Source organism: Pseudoalteromonas sp. SR44-8, from assembly GCF_014163635.1.
Classification (GTDB): domain Bacteria; phylum Pseudomonadota; class Gammaproteobacteria; order Enterobacterales; family Alteromonadaceae; genus Pseudoalteromonas; species Pseudoalteromonas rhizosphaerae.
The window spans coordinates 1-19,675 of record NZ_JACJDS010000058.1 but is presented as its reverse complement, the minus strand read 5'-3'; the positions used below and the strand labels follow the sequence as shown (position 1 = coordinate 19,675).

General features: G+C 37.7%; 16 protein-coding genes and 1 tRNA gene. 2 read left to right on the top strand and 15 right to left on the bottom strand.

Annotated elements, in window-relative coordinates; genetic code table 11:
- Positions 1-560: 560 nt before the first annotated feature.
- The 13 genes from rfaH to H5183_RS20490 all read right to left on the bottom strand — a co-directional run bounded on the left by rfaH (position 561) and on the right by H5183_RS20490 (position 13,909).
- Entirely contained in the window at positions 561-1,049 is a 489-nt protein-coding gene (gene rfaH / locus H5183_RS20550) for a transcription/translation regulatory transformer protein RfaH (RefSeq protein ID WP_182732591.1), read from the bottom strand.
- A gap of 615 nt (positions 1,050-1,664) precedes the next feature.
- On the bottom strand, positions 1,665-2,264 hold the full coding sequence (locus tag H5183_RS20545) for an SDR family oxidoreductase (RefSeq protein ID WP_182732590.1): 600 nt from the start codon (positions 2,262-2,264) through the stop codon (positions 1,665-1,667).
- Positions 2,261-2,710 carry an adenylyltransferase/cytidyltransferase family protein gene (locus tag H5183_RS20540; protein WP_145236594.1) on the bottom strand — a complete coding sequence of 150 codons (450 nt, stop codon included), beginning with the start codon at positions 2,708-2,710 and terminating at the stop codon, positions 2,261-2,263. Before H5183_RS20540 ends, H5183_RS20545 begins: the two co-directional genes overlap by 4 nt.
- A gap of 29 nt (positions 2,711-2,739) precedes the next feature.
- Entirely contained in the window at positions 2,740-3,639 is a 900-nt protein-coding gene (locus H5183_RS20535) for a hypothetical protein (RefSeq protein WP_182732589.1), read from the bottom strand.
- Positions 3,632-4,678, bottom strand: coding sequence for a hypothetical protein (locus H5183_RS20530; protein WP_182732588.1), 1,047 nt, complete (start codon positions 4,676-4,678; stop codon positions 3,632-3,634). Before H5183_RS20530 ends, H5183_RS20535 begins: the two co-directional genes overlap by 8 nt.
- Positions 4,671-5,480 carry a phosphorylcholine transferase LicD gene (locus H5183_RS20525; protein WP_182732587.1) on the bottom strand — a complete coding sequence of 270 codons (810 nt, stop codon included), beginning with the start codon at positions 5,478-5,480 and terminating at the stop codon, positions 4,671-4,673. The genes H5183_RS20530 and H5183_RS20525 overlap by 8 nt, the downstream gene beginning before the upstream one ends.
- Positions 5,477-6,508, bottom strand: a complete 1,032-nt coding sequence (locus tag H5183_RS20520) for a hypothetical protein (RefSeq protein ID WP_182732586.1) — start codon at positions 6,506-6,508, stop codon at positions 5,477-5,479. The genes H5183_RS20525 and H5183_RS20520 overlap by 4 nt, the downstream gene beginning before the upstream one ends.
- Positions 6,509-6,595: 87 nt before the next feature.
- Entirely contained in the window at positions 6,596-7,414 is an 819-nt protein-coding gene (locus tag H5183_RS20515) for a glycosyltransferase (protein WP_182732585.1), read from the bottom strand.
- Positions 7,415-8,365: a sugar transferase gene (locus H5183_RS20510; protein WP_259397458.1), complete on the bottom strand. Its 951-nt coding sequence runs from the start codon at positions 8,363-8,365 to the stop codon at positions 7,415-7,417. It abuts the gene before it with no gap.
- 89 nt (positions 8,366-8,454) lie between these two features.
- On the bottom strand, positions 8,455-9,387 hold the full coding sequence (locus H5183_RS20505; protein WP_259397457.1) for a Wzz/FepE/Etk N-terminal domain-containing protein: 933 nt from the start codon (positions 9,385-9,387) through the stop codon (positions 8,455-8,457).
- A 97-nt stretch (positions 9,388-9,484) separates the two neighbouring features.
- Entirely contained in the window at positions 9,485-12,160 is a 2,676-nt protein-coding gene (locus H5183_RS20500; protein WP_182732582.1) for an SLBB domain-containing protein, read from the bottom strand.
- Between the two features lie 121 nt (positions 12,161-12,281).
- Entirely contained in the window at positions 12,282-13,058 is a 777-nt protein-coding gene (locus H5183_RS20495; protein WP_145236566.1) for a YdiY family protein, read from the bottom strand.
- Between the two features lie 32 nt (positions 13,059-13,090).
- A complete protein-coding gene (locus H5183_RS20490; RefSeq protein WP_145236563.1) occupies positions 13,091-13,909 on the bottom strand; it encodes a mechanosensitive ion channel family protein in 819 nt (272 codons plus the stop codon).
- Positions 13,910-14,192: 283 nt separating this feature from the next.
- Here H5183_RS20490 and H5183_RS20485 point away from each other — a divergent pair.
- Positions 14,193-14,268, top strand: a tRNA-His gene (locus tag H5183_RS20485).
- A gap of 319 nt (positions 14,269-14,587) precedes the next feature.
- Positions 14,588-15,055 (top strand): REP-associated tyrosine transposase, encoded by a 468-nt coding sequence (locus tag H5183_RS20480; protein WP_182732581.1) that lies wholly within the window; start codon positions 14,588-14,590, stop codon positions 15,053-15,055.
- A 275-nt stretch (positions 15,056-15,330) separates the two neighbouring features.
- On the opposite strand, the gene nagP is transcribed toward H5183_RS20480, so the two are convergent.
- Positions 15,331-16,626, bottom strand: a complete 1,296-nt coding sequence (nagP, locus tag H5183_RS20475) for an N-acetylglucosamine MFS transporter NagP (RefSeq protein ID WP_145236559.1) — start codon at positions 16,624-16,626, stop codon at positions 15,331-15,333.
- 256 nt (positions 16,627-16,882) lie between these two features.
- On the bottom strand, positions 16,883-19,531 hold the full coding sequence (locus H5183_RS20470) for a family 20 glycosylhydrolase (protein ID WP_182732580.1): 2,649 nt from the start codon (positions 19,529-19,531) through the stop codon (positions 16,883-16,885).
- Positions 19,532-19,675: the final 144 nt, after the last annotated feature.

Below are 19,675 nucleotides of genomic sequence, written 5' to 3'. Positions count from 1 at the left end.
CAACGCCTTTGAGGTCAGTGATTGGGTAGCGGCTTAAAGTTGGCTTTGACACAATACGCTCAAATCTTTCATTTTTAGATACTTTTTAGTTTACGTGCGAACAGGCCTGTCATCAAGCATGTTTTTTCTGGTCAGTTTAATTCAAATTGTAAAATACAAGACCTTTCGCGGTAGCAAGCTACTCGCCTACAAAACTGTTTTACCACCAATTTCGCAACACCGAGAAAACATTTATGAAACCCTTAGGTTAACTTCTTATTCCTTACTCCGTAATTTCGGTGTTCTCTGTGGTGAATATTTATTCTTTTCGGGCTAAAGCCCAACCTACAAAGTCATAGGTTTTAGCTCCTAGTCACTAAAGCACTTATATCTTTCGCGGCTAAAGCCGGCTCCTACGATAAATTTAAACCCTGTAGGAAATGGCTTTAGCCATGAATTTTATAAACCGCGCGGCATAAAGCCCCGCCTACTCTTAACCCTAACACTGTGCTTGGCTTAATCTCTACCTAAAACCTAAAACCTAACACCTAGTACCTTTGTTTTCCTAGTGCCTTTAACCTTTAACCTACTTTTCTTACGTCGCAGTTATCTACGCTTATTTCTATTTGTTTATTGAGTAGGTTGACTAACAATATACTGCGCATATCGCCGTCGGGCTCTTTAAATATTGCTTGTACGTCTTTAAACGAGCCATTATTTAGACACACTAAATCACCGGGTTCCGGTAAGCTATTATTATCTTGCGTTAGCTCGAAATTTTTTAATTCTTTGATAAGTTGATCAGGTACTAATTGATACGATGCACCATACGACACAAAACCACTTATACCACGGGTGTTTTTTACCGCAGCAAAGTTGCCGGTTTGAGGATTTAAGCGAACAAATAAATAATTAGGAAACACAGCAGATTGCTTAAAAGTACGACGACCTTTAATTAGCTGTTGTTTTTGTAGCTGAGGAAAAAAAGCTTCAATCCCTTGGTTTTGTAAATTAACTTGGGCACGAGCCTCTTGCCTTGATTTACAAAATAATAAGTACCAACTATCCATATCAATCCCTAAAATACTGACTTTTTGCCTGAGACCTTGTTGTTGTTATTTCAGACGGTGGGGATTTTATACCCAAACCACCTCAAGTTGCAAGTTTCAGTTGGAATTAAAAGCGATTTAGGCAAGGCATTGATTGCAAGTAATAGTGGTTCTATTATTAAAATCAATAACGCAGTATAAATCGCTTTTAAACCAACCCGTTGGGCGTTTCACAGGCACATACTCTCATCGTTGTTACTTTTTAAAAGGGACTGCCATTCTTGCAAAGTAACGCCTTGATATTAAGCACCTGTGAAACGCTGAATTCTGCATCTTGAGGTGGCTTGGGTATACGTGCTTAATTAGGGTAGTGTCTATAAAAAAACCCATTAAAACTTTTCATGTTTAATGGGTTTTCATTAGTTCTGCCATTGAGGATAATTTGATTTAGTAAAAACTGAGAAACTAAACAGAGACTTACTAATTTTTTACTATGCTTTTTGTTAAGGTTATGAGCAACCATAGATCACTTTAAATTTAGTAAAACCAAGTAAATTGAGTCAAAAACTCCTAGAGTAAAAAAACCAGCAGAGCAAAAAGCTAGCAAGCTAGCGTGTTATTAAAACAACTCAACGATTAAAGCTGCTCTTCTGTTTGCTCATTTTTTCGATAGAAATATAGCTTACCGTTACTGTTTGCATTTATCGCAGCAAGGATCGGCTCGGCTCCTTCAGCAATCGTCATCACATTTGGGTTATCGATTAACAAGTTATCTCTTAGCTTCGTTTCAATGGCTCCTGGACATAATACGGTTATATCGTAACCATCCTTATGTAGCCCTTTTGACAAAGTAACCACACCAGCCTTAGCTGCACAATATGAAGTCCAATCTTTATAGCTGTTAAAAGCGGCTGTTGAAGCAATATTTATCAACTTAGTTTTTTTATTTGCTCTTAAAGCTGCTCTACAAATAAGGTAAGTACCAATTAAGTTTACTTCAATATCTCTAATCCATAATTGCGGATCTGATTCAGCAACTAAACATGAATAAAGTGTTCCTGCAGCATTGATAACAATATCAAACTGGCGCCCGCTAAAATAACCATCCACTGAGCTTGGATCTGCAACATTAAGGTCAATACGCGACGGAGCCGCTACTTGGTGTCCGGCCGCTATTAAAGATTGTGTTAAAAATTTTGCAAGGTCCCCTTGACCACCTGTTATTAATATATTCATTTTTTAGGCTCGGGAATTGGGTGTACATCACTTGGCTCAATAAGTTTTTTATATTGGTCGTAAATTTTCTTTTTTAAGTTGGTTGAGCTAACACCGGCCCCATAAGGAAAATAAAACACCTGTACACCTTGATCTTTTAGGTAGTCGTATTTCCCTTTCCAGTCATCTCCAATAACAAAAATATCAATATTTAAGTTCTCGACTGTTTCATTATGGTCTAATGTGCGTTGTGGGATCACCACGTCAGGGTCTCTTAACCCTTCAACAATGGCTATGCGCTCTTCAAACGGCACCGCTGGCGGCTTTTTATAAGAACATACAAGTTCGTCAGTACTAACACCTACAATAAGGGTGTCACCTAAACCACGACCATAATTGATCATTTTTAAATGATTACTGTGAAACAGGTCAAAGGTCCCCGATACATACACAACTCTACTCTTCATAATATACCTCTTTAATTTTCTTTCGTTTATTAGCTATCGCCAGCTAACAATTTATATAACCGTACAAGTAACGCTGCAAATACAATACACGCAGAAAATAACACTAATTTATTATAGTTTACGGAAACTTTTCGCTTTACGAAAACCGTAGGCATCGTACTTGTTGCTACCAGTAAAACCGTCACTATCAACAACAACCTGCCCGACACAATAGCAAAGCTTGAAAATAAAATTGTAAGTAACAAAAACGACTTTACTAAATAAAAGTCTTTTGCCCGGTTTAGTTTTACTTCACTTTTAAACTTAAAAAACTCTAAGAATAAAATAAAAAATAAAAACACCTTTCCAACTAACGATAATGGCTCTAAGTATACAGTGCCTTCATAGCCATAACCTAGCTTAGAACCGATCATAATAATTATATCGCGGATGATCTCACTGAGAATAAAAGCACTGCAACCGCAAGCTAAAAACAAAGTAGGCGTAGCAAACTTTATAAATAGCCTATTAGTTATATACCCTGCAAAAGCTAAAACACCTGCGGCAGGATGAACAAGCACCGAGGTAGCCGACAAAACTTTTAGTTTTTTAGCATATATCAGTAATGCAATTGCCCCAAAAGCCCCCGTAAAAAACCGCGTTTGTTCGTTTAGTATTTCACCTACTAAAACAATTAACACAACCATAAAAAATAAGTTTCGGGTTAGCGCCGCTATTGATACCGCCATAATAACTAGATAACTTAAATGCACATAAAAGTAGCTTAAACCTAAGCTTCTGAATACATCGCCCAGAACAATAAAGAGATAACCAAATGCCTCTTGCCCTTTGTTATAGGCAGTCATTAACTTTTGGTAATCATCTAAATATTCATTTGTAGCGACTAAAGCTATCAAAATAATAAATGCGCGAAATAATAAGTTAACCATTTATTAGGCTTTTATCTTCTATATTTTGCTTAAAGTCATTATTTGATTGCATAGGCCTTTTTTGTAATAGACTTTCTAGCTGATGAACATTAGCAATATCTTCAGATATAATTAAATAAGGATAATATTTTATATCAGCAAAGAAAGTGCAACTTCTATTAACAACAACCCACATATCTTGGCTAATTGCCTCCGCCAATACACGCGGAAAACCTTCATAATATTCATGTGTTATGCACACTAATACCGCATATTGAGAAATCTCTTTAGCCACTAACTCAGGAGCGACAATTCCTTGATAGCTTATTCCATTAGGAATTGCATTTGATTCGCCAGGCCCATACAAATTCAACTCGCCAGGAATACATTTTACAAACCGAGAGAGCTCTGCATTACCTTGAATTTTTGATGTGCGCCCTAAAAAAACAAACCCCTCTCGCTGCTTATTATAAGGGTAATGTTTTGGTAAATAGTCGATAAGATAGGTGCTGTCTTTAATATTAAACGCTTCTTGTACCTGATTTCCAGTATGAAAAAACTTAGCACCACTACGCTCTGCTTTTTTTAAAATGAGCGTGGTAAGTTTTCCATTTAAAAATTTAAATAAATTAGCTACAGTAAAATTACGCTTTAAAAAAGCCCAGGTTAATCTGTTAGCGCAAATGTGAATATACATTTTTTCTGCGTATTTCTTCTTCCAGCATGTACTTAACAATAGCGGTATCAACGAAGGGGCTCTTAGCCAAATCAGCGATGATTGATTTTTTTCTTGGCGAATGACCTTTTGCACCCTACCAAAATCCTCTCGGTGCGAATTACTAAACAACAAGCCTTTAATCATACTAAGCGTATTTTTAGACTCCGGCAGAGAAATTATTTTTTGATTTTCTTGCTCAGAATCTCCAGTGCCACGCATAATAAGCGACATTTTATAGCCATTAAAATACTCTTTTAACCAAGAAACACTGGGGTTAGAAGTTGCATCACCTTTAACAAATGGCGCTTCACCAAGTATAATTAGAACTTTTTTTTCATTCATCGATGTGCTTAACCTTCACAATATGCTGAAAGCGCATACTTTCTGGTGGTAGACTCATATAATTACCATACCGACAAGTTAAGTACGTTTCTGCTGACTGTGGCCCTTTAAAGATATAATCATTTATTACAAACTCTTGTTTTGCTGGCCACATGGCAGATTTATCGATCTTTAAGTTTGTAAATGGTGTTTCAACACCATAGCCTATAAAAGTTTTAGAGGTGGTTGACGCCTTTTGTTTTACATAGTTAATAGCAGCATCACGTATACTATTTACTAGTTTTTCAGGCACTAAACGTAATAATTTCACTAAGTTTCGAAATACAACGCCTTTATTTTTTAGATGGAATTGGCTCATCGATTTGGCAAGCACCAATTTACCAATGTATTTATTGCAAAAGTTACCTAAAAAATTATCGGGATATTCATCAACTGGGAATATGTCTAAAAAGATACCATATGGGCAGAATTCAGGCATGCCATTCGCTAACTCGTTAATTTCGGCAACGCGCGTGCCTTTCATATACACTTTAGCTGGCGTAGCTGGTTTATAGTAATTATGGTCGCCCACTTTGATCAGTGCAAAGCGGTTATCTTCTTTCCAGCATTTTAAAAAACGATTATAGTCGTCTCTAGGCATTACGACATCAAAATCATCATCCCAAGGAACAAACCCCTTATGACGCACAGCTCCTATTAAACTGCCGCCACAGATCGAGTACTCAAGGTTATGCTCTGTACAAAACTTGTCAAACATAATTGCTATCTCAAGCATATTATTTTGTATCTCAAGTAACTTCATAGTTTATTCTCCAGCATTAATGACTGCCTTCTAATGATAAAATTCATTGCGCATCCTAAAAGAAAATAAATGTATAGCTCGTGGTTAGATAAATCAAAGAGATAAAAAGGCACTATTAATAACAGTGCTTGCACTATTCCGCCTAGATTAAATAAACGATTAGGCCTAACTAGTTGCTGTAATAACTGGCCCCAAAATACATTTAATATACTTACAAGAAAGATTAAAAATAATGCATCCACATAATAGAAAAGCACAAAAACTACAACTAAAAAATATGGTAATATTTTTTTATTAATTGTTAACAGTGTTTTTTTATGTGAGTCAGCTAACACTTTTTTATTTTTTCTAAATATTAATGTTGTTAATACCGAACTGAGTCGTTCGAAAACCCGTAAGGCACGCTCTAAAGCAACAATTATTGCCGAGTTTAAAGACTGACTATTAAGTACATTCGACATAAAAATAAGCCAAGCTACCGAAAATAAGGCACCACTTGTTATAAAAGGAAAGTGCTCATTAACAAATAATCGATAATTTTGCCAATCCAAAAACTGTACTTTAAAAATATATGAGGCAGTAATAAACACATTTAACGCTGTAGTTACGATTAGAAAGTACCAAATAGGCTCTTTGTTAATTATACAAACGTACAATATGATTAACTTTAATATGCTTTCGGCCCACGCTATAGCCGTTGGTAACTTGTTTAAGCCCAAAACATATAAAAATGCCCAGCTAGGTAAAGAACTCAAAATCAGTAAAACGATAAAGTTAGTTGAATAATTAATTTCTAAAAAAGTAAATTCAAAACCAGAAAAGTAAACAGCTCCTGCAGCTATAAACCTAACTAAACCATATATCCCAGCAAAGTTTATTAATCCTTCTTTTTTACGATCTTTCTGCACCAGATAATGAGTTGTATTACTAAAGCCACTAGAGAGTAAACCAACACCGAATGTACAGGCATAAAAAAACAACATACCCTGCTCTGGCTTGTCTCCCTGAAAAATGATAATTGGCGCCATTAAGCTAAAGGCTAATTGGGGGAAATATAAAGCTGCAGCAGAAAGTAAGGCTGTTATTTTAGTACGCGCATATTTAGAAATGATGGCTTAATTCCTCAAGAATACTTTGTATATACTTTTTAGAATTGATACAGGCAAAAGGCGAGTCGACGCTCTTAAACAAAACAATATAGCGCCACTCAATTTACTGGTATATCCAAGTTGATTTTTAACTTTGGCTAATTGCCACTCTGACTTTACATAATTCCAACCGGAACGCCTTTTTTCCATTCCATTGCCAATACGAGCATCAACCAATGACTCTGGCATTAAGATAAATTGAGCATTATTACTTTTCATGCGTAGCCACAGATAGTAATCCTCCATAAAATGAAGGTGCAAGTAACCTCCTGCAAGTAAAACGGCATCCTTTTTAAACAACACAGCCATATGATTTATAACATTTCTTTTTGCCAGCTGTTTTTTTAAATGTTCTGATTGCGACGCACAACGGAAACGCTGCAAATCCCCAGGAACTTGATCAAACTCTTCTACGGTAGCACTAACCAGATCAGCATTTTTCTCAACAGCTATCTTAAGTTGCTTTTCAAAGCGTTCAGGTGCATTTATATCATCGGTATCAAAACGTGCTATATAACTATACGTGCATGCTGCCAAGCCATGATTAAGCGCATCACCTAAGCCTTGGTTAGTTTGCAGTGCAACTACTTTAATATTTAACTTTTTTTGCCATCGCTGTACGATAATTTGTAGTTCATCACCTACAGGTCCATCAAATACCAGTATAACTTCATCAGCTTTTAAGCTCTGTTCATTCAAGCTAGAAAGCGCCATTTGCAAATATTCTGGTGATTCTCCATGATACAAAGAACCTAGCGCAGAGAATTTGGGAAGTAGTAATCCCATTTATCGCCCCATCCCAAAGATCACCGTCTTTACTGTTAATAACAGTATTTTTAAATCCAAAAAACTTGAGTGATGCTTAATATAGTGAATATCGTACTTGTGTTTCCATACTGCATCTTCAACTGAAGCGCCATATGGATAGCTTACCTGCGCTAATCCAGTCACTCCTGGTTTAACTGCATGCCTAAAGCGATAGTAAGGGATCACTTTCTCGAGTTCAGTAATAAAAATTTCTCGTTCCGGCCTTGGACCTACAATCGACATTTCACCTTTGAGGACATTGACTAGCTGTGGAATTTCATCAATTCGTGTTTTCCTAATGAAATGACCGACTTTAGTTACTCTTATGTCATTTTCGTCAGCCCATTGTGCGCCATCTTTTTCGGCGTCATTTCGCATGGAACGAAATTTAATAACCTTAAATTCTTTATTATATTGCCCTGTTCTTTTTTGCAAAAAAAACAATGGCCCCTTGCTCTCTAGCTTTATTGCAATTGCAGCTAATAAAGAAATTGGCAGAGTGACAATCAAGATCGCTAAGGAACTAGTAATATCTAAAAATCGCTTAACTAATTGGGTTCTCTTTTGCGATAAAATAGAAAACGCTTTTTGATGCAAAAAATAGCTACTATGAAGCAGTGACACCTCAGTATATTTTAATCGCTCATCCAAGTAACTAACTAGGGGCTCAACCCAAGCTCCGCACTCTGTAGCACTCACTAAAAAGTTTCTTTGCTGTTTACCCAGCGCTGCACTCTTAAAGTGGCATATTACCTTTTTACTGAAATTATCAATATCATAGCGATTTATGACTATGGTGAACTCGTAATTAATAGCAATAGCTTCCACTTCCGAGACGGCTTCATCAGGGCAATACAAGTATATAATATCTTGCTTCAATGCTTCTTTTTTCGATTTAAATGGCTTTTCCATACGTCTCAAAATAGACATATCCTCAAAAGAAACACCTTCAGCTTGATTTGGTATTATTTTAAACCCCATAACAAAACCTTAAATCAACATAATTTTTCATAAATACACTAACCCTGACGATTAAAGTGTCTAAAAACCACAACCATTGAGCTGAGTAAAAAGCCTAATAATAAACCTATTAAACAGATTAGGGCACGGCTTGGTTTTGACTTTTCTTGTGGGGCAATCGCAGGATCAATTGTTTTAAAAACATACTCATCACGCACATTCGCTAACATAATAGTTCGCGCCTGTTCTTCGACCAACTTGTATAAAACAGCTCTAATATCAACAACTTTAGTCTGCTCTAATTGCTCTGTAAGAAACTCAGTGCTTTTTAGGGCCTCTGCTACGTCTCTTTCCTTCATTTCTTTGTTAATTTCTAAAATTAACCAGTTAACCCATTGCTGTGCGATAAAAGGTGATAGATGCTCTATCGATACTTGAACCATACCTGTATCTGGATCTTCCATAACATTAAACAACTCCATAAATACTTTATAAGCTTCTTGAGTTGATGGCTTAGGTGTATAGGGTGGACTCACCTCACGCACCCAAGTTTTAGTTGTTGGATCATACAAATCAGCATCAAAAGAAAGTGTATTGCTAGCTAGGCTCCAACTTTCTGCAGCAATAAGGTCAGGTAAAATTTTATATTTTTCAATAAAATTAGCTATGAACTGCCGAGATTTAATAACTTCAATTGCTAATTGAGTATTGCTGGTCGCTGGAGAACCAAGATTAATTCCAGCTAGACTAGCCATACCGCCTAATTGACCGGTTAAACCGGCCAAGCCACTATTGTCATTTTTTTCTGAAGGAGCGAGTAAAACTTCTGACTTATAAATGTTTGGCATTTGCAGTGCAAAAAACACAGCACCTAATAAGAATATTATGGTTGTAATTGATATAGTTAACTTACTTTTCCAAATAATTAAGAACAAATCTTTGTAATTAATTTCATCGACTAACAACTCTTTTTCCGTACCTAAATTTTGCATATTAACCATCTTCATTATCTTAAGTTACTTTTGAAAATACACTTTCGTATTCAAAGCTATAACTCTAATTAAGCTTAATAACTTATTAGTAATTTAATTAAATACTACTAATCGCAGCAACTGCTACACCAAGTTGATAAATGATTTGTGTGGCTGTGCTCCACAGTGTCAGGTTATCCATATAACCTGAATTGAGTGGAACTACGATTGTGTCACCAGCCTCTAGCATTTGTGAATCATTGACAGCAAACCAACTTCCTGAATTTGGAATTTTCACTGAGCCGTTGGCTTTGATAATATAGATACGCTCATCATCAGCGCGCTCTTTTAAACCACCACTAAGGGCGATGTAATCATTATATGAAATACCCGGTTTAAATAAGTGAGATGTGGCATAGTTTACTTCGCCTATTACACTGATAGAGTCACGCTTACTTGGCACATATAAAGTATCGCCGTCTTGCAGAACCAGCTTTTGTTTATCTTCAACGATTAAAGGAAGATCAATAACGAGTCGCCCTACCGCTTCTATATCTGCTAAGTCGATAAGTAACTTGTTCATCTCATCGTACGATAACGTTCTGGCGCCTTTCTCAAAACTTTTTTGCGCAAGATCACGACGTAACTCTTCTGATAACTTAGTTAATTGCTGCTGCTCTTGTTTACGAATCGACTCGCGTGTGAAAATCGCAGCCTTCTCTTCAGCAAACTCTGAGAACCCACCTGCGCGCTCTAGTAGGTTAGTCAATGTTTCACCACGACGAATTGTATAAGTTCCAGGGAATTTAACTTCACCTTTTAACTCAACTTTTACATTTTCTTGCCAGTTAGGGATTGAGAATACATTTAAACTATCTTTACTTCGCAGTTTTCGGTTATCACCAAGTTCCCCTAGCATAGCTTTATGTAAATTAAACTTTATGTGCTCGACTTTAGAAGCATCACCAGCTAATAACCGGGTAATTTCAGCTTGCTCTGTATAAGCAGATTCAAGTAACCCACCTGCGGCTATAATTAGTTCGTTAACTTCAGCGCCTACTGTTAATGGATATACACCTGGGTAAGCAACGTGACCATTTATTTCAATTAACTGCATGGCTTGAGTTACTGAAGCTTGCTGTTTTAATTTAGCTTTGATTGGTTTTAATATGTTGTAGCGACTAAAGATTGAATAATCTTCAGGCGCAAGCTCAGCAGCCTCTTCAGCCGCTTTTCTTTGCTTGGCCAATTGAGCAATAGTTAAATTGGCGCCATCATCAGGCTTTTTGAAAGGATCTTCACTTTGAATAACCCCTATGTATTTTTCGAATTCTTTCTTTTGATACTTATGCCACTGCTCAACTTTGATTTGTTGTTGCTGTTGTTTTTCGGTCAGTGCCATATTTGTTAGCGCTAACTCTTCAGCTTCTTTTGCTTCAAAGCGGCTAAAAACTAATAACTTGTCATTTGCTTGCAACTCTAAATCGTGTTCAGCTGCTTTTACAATCGCTTGCGCAATATCAAATTGATACACCTCAATATCGCCTGCAATATTGATTTCACGCACTAACAAAGCATAACTAAGGTCAGCTTGTGGTAACAAATCACCACGAACAGACGTAAATAAATCAGAAATACGCTTACCTTGATGCCATTGATAACTCCCTGGGCGAGCTACTGCACCAATAACGGTAATTGAGTTTTGAATCTGTAAACTTACCGGATTAAAACGGATTCTGTCGCCATCTTGCGGAATATAGTTGATATCGTTAACACTAAAATCGACTGATAAAATTTCTTTCGCATTGTAATTATTAAAGCGCTCGATAATTGCTTTTTGTGCATACGCTTCTGGCTTTAAGCCACCGGCCATTTTCAATATATCTTGGGCAGTTTCATTATTTTTTATTTCAAAGATTGCAGGACGTTTAACCAGCCCTTCAACAGCAACTTGGGCCCCTACGGGTGGAACAAAAACCACATCGCCTGATTTTAAAGTGATATCGTTTCTACTATCACCTTTAATCAGTAATTCATACAGATCAAAGTTTGCAATGACTTTACCAGCACGTTTTACTTGAATATTACGTAAGGATGCAATGTCTGATACACCACCACTAATAAAAAGTGCATGCGATACTGTGGTCAACGACGATACGCTATAACTACCCGGCTTATATGCTTCACCTAACACTAAAATACGCATACTGCGCAATTGACCTAAAGATACAAACGCTTTTACGCCTATAATTTCTTGTTCAACTTTAGCTTTAATAAGTTCTTTTATTTCACCAAATGTAAGCCCAGCAACGGTGACAGGGCTTAAGTTAGGTATATTAATTCTTCCTTCACGATCCACTACAACTTCGTAGCTTTCACTTTCTTTACCATAAAAGTTAATTTTTAATTGATCACCGCGGCCAATTAAATATGTTTCTGGTACAGCCGCATTTTCACTTGGCATGAAGGTCGTAGGCTCACCAGAGAATAACTCGTAACCAAAAGGCTTGATTTCATCTCTTTGTGGATCAAAGCGTTCTTCGTCTGTTAAAACTGGCTCTTCTTGTTCTTGACGCGGATAAACAGTTTGTTGTTCTTCTGCTGCTGCGCTAGGTGATGATTGATTACCAGTGATACTCGTTAGATCAACACCATATTGCATAGCAAGTGCTTCTTGCTGCGCTTTCGGTAGCTTTTTAAATTGTTCAATTTGCGATGCAGTAGGAGTGAAAGCAAATGCAGATGCAGTCGTTAGCAGTAAAAAAAATATTAAAAATCGTTTAAAAAGCATCACAAGTAGGTTTTTCCTAGAACAACGGCCAAAAGATTGGCTATTCTACATTATTTACAAACAAATAAAAAAGGGACTTACGTCCCTTTATTACAGTTAAATGTCACTAAACGAGGCTTAATTGTTAAAAACTGTAAACCAATGTCAGCGACGTTTCTGTGTCTGTGCTTTCTTTGTCGTCAGCAACAACTGAGTTGTTAGTAATGTTATAAGCAACCTTCATTTGTAATGAACCGTTGATTTTAGCTAAAAGCGCTGTTTCTGAGCGTGTTTTAGTGTTGGTATCACCGTATTCGACTGAAACTAACTGAGTAAGCTTTGCGTTATCAGAAATTTGCCAATTATAATCAAGCTTACCTAGAGCGATAACCTCACCTTCACGCTCACCCGCTAAAGAGTTACCATTTTCATCAACTTCGGTACTCGTATCAGGGTATTGAAAGTACTTATAACCAGGACCAATTTCAGCATTTAACCACATGTCAGAGCGGTCTAATAAACGTTGACCATAACCCGCTGAAATAACCGACTCGCTGCGATAAGCACCAAAGTAATCAGAAACGTGTGAACCATAAACATATAAATGCGCATGCTCTTCATTTAACTTATAGTTACCTTGTACTGATAACGAGTATTTTTCGTTAGTACGTTGCGTTTCTTTTATACCAGCATCATTCTCAACGTCGTCTTCTTTATAAAGACCGTTAATTTTATACTCGTTGTTCCAGCTTTCTAAGTTATGTAACGCCTTGATGCCGCCTTTAAGGGTGGTTGTTTCTGTATTACCGCTGGTAATAATTGCACCTAGCTCACTGGTAACTTCCCATGTTTTAGTATCTTCAGCGAATGCGTTAGTTGCAGCAGATGCTGCAACTAAAATTGATAAAAGCTTTAATTTCATTAAAAAATAACCTTTGCTACTTGTTTGGTTGATTAATCTTGCTTGTGAAGGTGAACATCCATTTGCGGAAATGGAATAGTGATATCCGCATCATCTAATGCGATTTTAATGTTCTCAATTAAAGACCAATAAGTTGGCCAGTAATCGCCTGAGTTAACCCAAGGACGCACAATGAAGTTTACGCTTGAATCTGCAAGCTCTGACACTGATACGTTATAAGCTGGATCTTTAAGAATGCGTGACTCTTGATCTAGGACTGATTTAAGTACTTCTTTTGCTTTGCGTAAGTCTGCATCGTAACCAACACCAATAACTAGATCGATACGGCGAGTTGATTCGCGCGAGTAATTAATAATTGAGTCAGACATAATTTTAGAGTTTGGCATGATGATAACTTTGTTATCTGGTGTGCGTAGTTCAGTAGAGAAAATTTCGATTTTTTTCACTGTACCAGCTTTACCGCCAGCTTCGACATAATCACCCGATTTGAAAGGACGAAGTAATATAATAAGTACGCCAGATGCGAAGTTAGATAGTGAACCTTGCAGTGCTAAGCCAACTGCTAAGCCTGCAGCACCTAAAATAGCGATAAATGAAGTGGTTTCTATGCCTATTTGTGACAATGCCATTAAGATTGTTGCCATAAATACGATGGCATAAACAATGCTAGATACGAACGAACCTACAGCTTTATCTACTTTCTTTTTGTCGAATGCTTTTTCAGTTAGGTTAGAGCAAAATTTTGCAACACGACCACCCAGTAAAAAGATCACCAATGCAATTACAGCTTGAATGCCATAATGCAAAATCAAACCTGAGTTTTCGTTTATCCAGTTAAGTATTGTATCCATTATCACTCCTGATATTCAGTATTAAGCAGTTTGCTGGTTAAATTATATCTGATTTCAATTTATTATTTAATTAATTAATCTATTTATCTTTAAAAGAACATCTTTAGGGTTAATTTTTATTTTACCTAACCAGATAAAAAAGTGATTTAAAAACTCATCACAAGGCCATTTTATGAACAAAAATATTCAATTCTAAATTTTTTTCATTTTTTTTGCTCTTAACCCTTCACAAGATTTATTATTTTATGTATTATCCGCGCCACACCAAACAAGGTGTGTTGTGGCGGTTGTAGCTCAGTTGGTAGAGCCCCGGATTGTGATTCCGGTTGTCGCGGGTTCAAGCCCCGTCAATCGCCCCATCTTTTCCCTTCTTAATTTCAATATCAAATACGTCTTAAAATTTCATCCTATTGATTAATTCATATTAAGCACAAGCCAGAAATAATGGCTGAAGCCTGTTCCTACAAGAAATATACACACATGCATTATCCCGTAGGTGAGCGCTTTAGCGCCGATTAGCTGTTGCGTATAACCTAAGCTTAAACATAATCACACCTGAAGCCTGTTCCTACAAGAAATATACACATGCATTACTCGTACTCGTAGGAGAGCGCTTTAGCGCCGATTGCATAATTTAATCTATACTTCATTAAACCGTTTTATATTTAAAGGATAAAAATGAAACTTCGGTCACAGCAGCTACGTCAACATCGTCACTCTATTATTAACCATTATTATTCTGTGACCACATGTACACATCAACGAGTTAAATTATTTGAAGATTTTTGTAATGCGCGAATTCTAATACGCTCACTAAAACAATCTGATTTAAATGGCTTAACTAAAACAATTTGCTTTGTAATAATGCCTGATCATATGCATTGGTTTTTGCAGCTGAAAACACAAGATTCGCTATCTTCGGTGGTGGCTAAAGTAAAAGGGCGTACATCATTTCTCATGCACAAAGCTAAAAATGAGCAAATTTGGCAAGCTGGTTTCTACGATTCATTAATTCGAGATGAAGAACATTTATTACATCAAGCAAGATACATAGCTGCCAACCCAATGAGAGCCGGTATTGTTGACAACCTTGGAAGTTATCCCCATTGGGATTGTGTTTATTTAAACCCCTCTGAACATGATTAACACAATCACGGCTGAAGCCTGTTCCTACAAGAAATATACACACATGCACCATCCCGTAGGAGAGCGCTTTAGCGCCGATTAGCGTACCCTCGCTAACTTTACTCTCGCCAGCTCGCAAGCTGCTTTCTTGCAGACAAAAAAATGCCACCTTTAGGTGGCATTACACACGGGATTATTTCTACATTATAGAAATTCTTTTCAAAAATAAGGTTCTAGGTTCTAGGTTCTAGGTTCTACAAAGCTAAACTTTTACCTTGAACCTTTCAACTTTAATCTTATTTCCAGCTTTTCATCTTGTGCCCTTTAACAGCATAGAAAAGGATGAATAAATAACAAGGTAACATTACGATATAAGCGCCCTGCTGAGCCTCGGCAGAATCCACACCACCGCTTGCTAGACCCCAAAATAGTGGTCCAAACGCACCACCGGCGATACCCATTACAAGCAGACCAGAACCAACACTGGTTAATTTACCTAACCCAGACAACGCTAACGGCCATACCGCAGGCCATACAATAGCATTCGCAAATCCTAACACAGCTATCATCAATAGTGTATCTGGTAATTGTACCTCTAAACCAAGCGCTGTTGCGACAACCACTGAACTAGTATCGCTAAATACCACGGCAAGGGTTAGTACGCAGCCTAAAATAGCAGACAAACTCAATGCAGTTTGCTGCGAAATAACACGTGGTATAAGTGCAATACCTAAGATATAACCCAGCACCATACAAGCCATCGTATAAGAGGTCATGACACTATATTTTTCAACACCTAGCGATAACGCAAAAGTACCAATGGTATCGCCTGCAATCACCTCCACGGCTACATAAACGAACAAAGCAAGCACACCTAGTGCAAGACTTGGATGGGAAAGCGCTTCTTTTACTTGCCCTTTAGCACCTTGCTCCTCATCATCAACAAGCTCTGGTAATGGCATCTTTGTCACGGCAAATGCCAGTGCACCAATAAATAGCGCTAACCCTAAATAAGGGTAAATTAAACTATTCGCCATTGAATCAATTTCAGCTTGTGATAAATCTTTACCAACGAGGCCAGTAAAATCACTTAAAATTAATGCTGTAAAAACGATTGGCGCAATCACGCCTGCGCCTTTATTTAATATCCCCATGATACTAACACGTGCAGCAGCTGACTCTTCAGGCCCAATCCTAACAACATACGGATTTACTGCTGTTTGCAACAAGGTTTGACCAGCCCCCATAACCAACTGCGCAAATAAAAACAAAGCAAACACTTGAGTTTTTGCAGCTGGAATAAATAACAAACCTGCCACCATCATGGTTGCCATACCGAGTGCCATACCATTTTTATAACCAACTTTACGAATGATCATTGCCGATGGCACTGCAGTAAAAGTAACAGCTATATAAAACGAGAATAAAATCAGTGACGCTTGAAATGGACTAAGCTGTAATACTTGTTTTAAGTATGGCATTAGTGAACCGTTCAACCAGGTTGCAAAACCTAGGATGAAGAATAAAGTGGCAACAATGGCCATGGGTATAAAGTTACTTTGTTTGTTTATTTTTGACACAGTGGCTTCCATAAAACTTCTTCTTGTTGCGAGCTATCGTTGTAATTATTTATTGCAATTAAGTTCAAAAAAACTTAAATCGACGATTAGCGTTGCTGTACTTTATAACACTTTGGCGACATTTAAATGACAATGTCGAAACAAAAATGACAGCGCTGCCATAAAACTTTACGTTAATTACAGCCATATTACTAGTAACAATTTATTTTACAACGGCACAAAAAAGGGCCTTTATGGCCCTTTCAAAACGTAATTAGTTACTAATATATTAATTTATATGAGTAATTCTGCTCTTCAGTTTACTATTTAAGCTACTACGTAATGCCACAGACTGCTGTTCAGAAACACTGATCGGAGCTGTATATTGCTGCCAACTCGCGCCATTATCTAAACTATACTCGGTATTTAAATATGCAAATGGCGTATTAATCTCAAGCTTACCATTGTTGATCACACCTCCAGGTACAGGTAAATTCAAAGTTACACCTGCATTTGCTAACTTTGTAAGCTCTTTCAAACCAACTGCAGCAGAAAATTGCGCCCAGTCTTTTTCTTGGCTTTTACGATCAACCTGCTCACCCTCCCATGGTGCTTTATGCCATGCACGCTCAGCAACAGACAGAATTCGCGGGAATATCATTGCCAATACTTGATCTTCGGTTCGAATAGTTTCAGACCAAACTTGTCCTTGCATACCTAAGATGTTTTCTGGCTTTTCTAATTTTGGTAGTGGACGACCAACTAAAGCTTCAAGGTTATCTATCGGCTCCCGTGTTCGGGTGTAATCGGCATTGGCATACACATCGTCTGGCATATAATTAAATGCTTTTTTAGTATCGGTATAGCGAGTTGCCCAATAATATCCACGTTCTTCTGGGTGAGCTTCATAAGGATGGTCGAAGTATAAGTGTGTACCATGCGATAATATAACTTGATAACCTGCATTGGCAAGGCGGTAAGCTCTGTCTGCAACACCCCACTCCCAAATATTGTCCCAGACGTTTGCTGTAAAGGTTTTATTTGGAAACTCATCGCGCTTAAACGGGTTAGTGCGGTCATACATTAAACCATCTTCCCATGCACCTGGCGAAATACCGCGCTTTTCAAGTAACTTGGCCACACGTTGTGTAAAGTAAGGTTTTAGATCTGCGGCACCGGCAACCCCATTATTAGGGTCGGCAAACATTGCTTGGCATATTGGCGAGCCAACCCATGAACCGGCACCCACTTCATCGCCACCAAAGTGTAAGTTAGTCAATTGCACACCGGCTTCGCGGTACATTTGTTGTAATTCGTAGGTAACCTTATCTAAAAAAGCATAGGTTGAATCCATGCATACGTTCATCGAGTTATCTTTGTAGTTTTGCACCGTCATATATACCGAGGTGTCTTTTGGATCGCTCAATAAATATTGTGTCGCTGCACTAATATCGACTTGCTGCGTTTCTTTTCCTGGATTCTTTTTATTAAGAAGGTTATTTTTAGCTGTTTTTTGAGCTTCATCAGCAAGCTTATGATAACGCGCTTCCATTGCTTTGATTGATGCTCGAGCATGCCCCGGCCCTTCAATTTCAGGAATGATTTGAATATGGCGGTCTTTAGCAAATGTTAGTAATTCAATAAACTCGCTACGGGTTAAGTAACCATTACCTGAGCCCGATTTAAATGGCCCGGTTCCTAGCTGTGTTAACAGACATTCTTTTTCTTCAAGGTCAAAACAGCGATAACCACCAATATCAGTTAGCTCTGGTAATCCTGGAATTTCTAAGCGCCAACCTTCATCTTCTGAAAAGTGCCAATGTAGTTTATTCATTTTATAACGCGCCATTTGCTCAACCAATTTGAACATAGCGTCTTTGCCGTGGTAATTGCGGCCATTATCATAGTGCATGCCACGCCAGGTATAACGAGGGCTGTCTTCAATCTCAAGTTGTGGAATGTCTACAGTACCTTGGCTATTTGCCGGGAGTAGATTAAGTAAGCTCTGCATGGCATAGAAGACACCGGCATTATCACTCCCAACAATTTCAATACGATCGTCATCTATTTCAAGAGTGTAACTTTCTGATTTACCACCGGCCAACTGTGGATTTACTTTTAAGCTGATCAGTTTTTCTTTTGCTAGTTTGATGTGATCTGGCTGTGCTTTTAAGGTCAGGCCATAGTCATCTTGCAAATCTTGCATAAACACCATGACTTCGTTCTTTAACTGACCTTGGAAAGTGATCTGCCAGCTGCTATCAAGTGTTGCAGTACCGCGATTAAACTCTACTTTTTGTGGCTTTGGAATGATCCGCTTTAATGCATCTTGTTGCGATACTTGACTTGTCGTTTGTTGATTACGCTCAAAACGCACTTTTGGGGTGACTAATACCGTTAAATCTTTTGGCTCGTTATAACGACGCAGTTGATTTTCACGCTCGAACGGTGCAACAAACTGGGTCATATCTTCGCTGTCAGTATTTGCAAAAATAGCCGGTTTATTATCACCAGATACAAAAAAAGCACGTGGCATAAAATCAGAATAAGCAACCACCCAAACTTGAGCGTCAAACTCAAGTACTAAGCTTTTACCTGAAGCTAACCCTGTAAAGTTTTTAGTTGGGGTAATGCGATGTAAATCACCATTTACGTGTTCAATATTTAAACCCGCAACTAGCTCAGTACTGATCTTACGAACTGAGTGAATATACAACTGCCAGTCACTTTCACCTGCAGGAAGTGCAACATCAGATTGGTTGTTTAGTGTAATAGTTCCTAAAAAACCAGCGTCTTTATTATGAAAGTTATCTACCACAGCAAATGTCAGAGTGGTCTCTTTGGCAAAGTTATTCACATCAGTTTGCGAAAACTGCGCCTGTGCCATTAATGGCATTATCGCGATCAAACTCGCTAAAGTTCGCTTTTTAAAATCCATTGCTCTCTCCTCGTTGTATACCCTAAGACTACGCATTTCCCCCCACGTAATCTGTTATTTATTATTATTTATTCACCACCATCATATAAAAGATAAAATGACAGCGCTATCATTAATTGAAAAAATAGGGAATAAGCGGTAAGC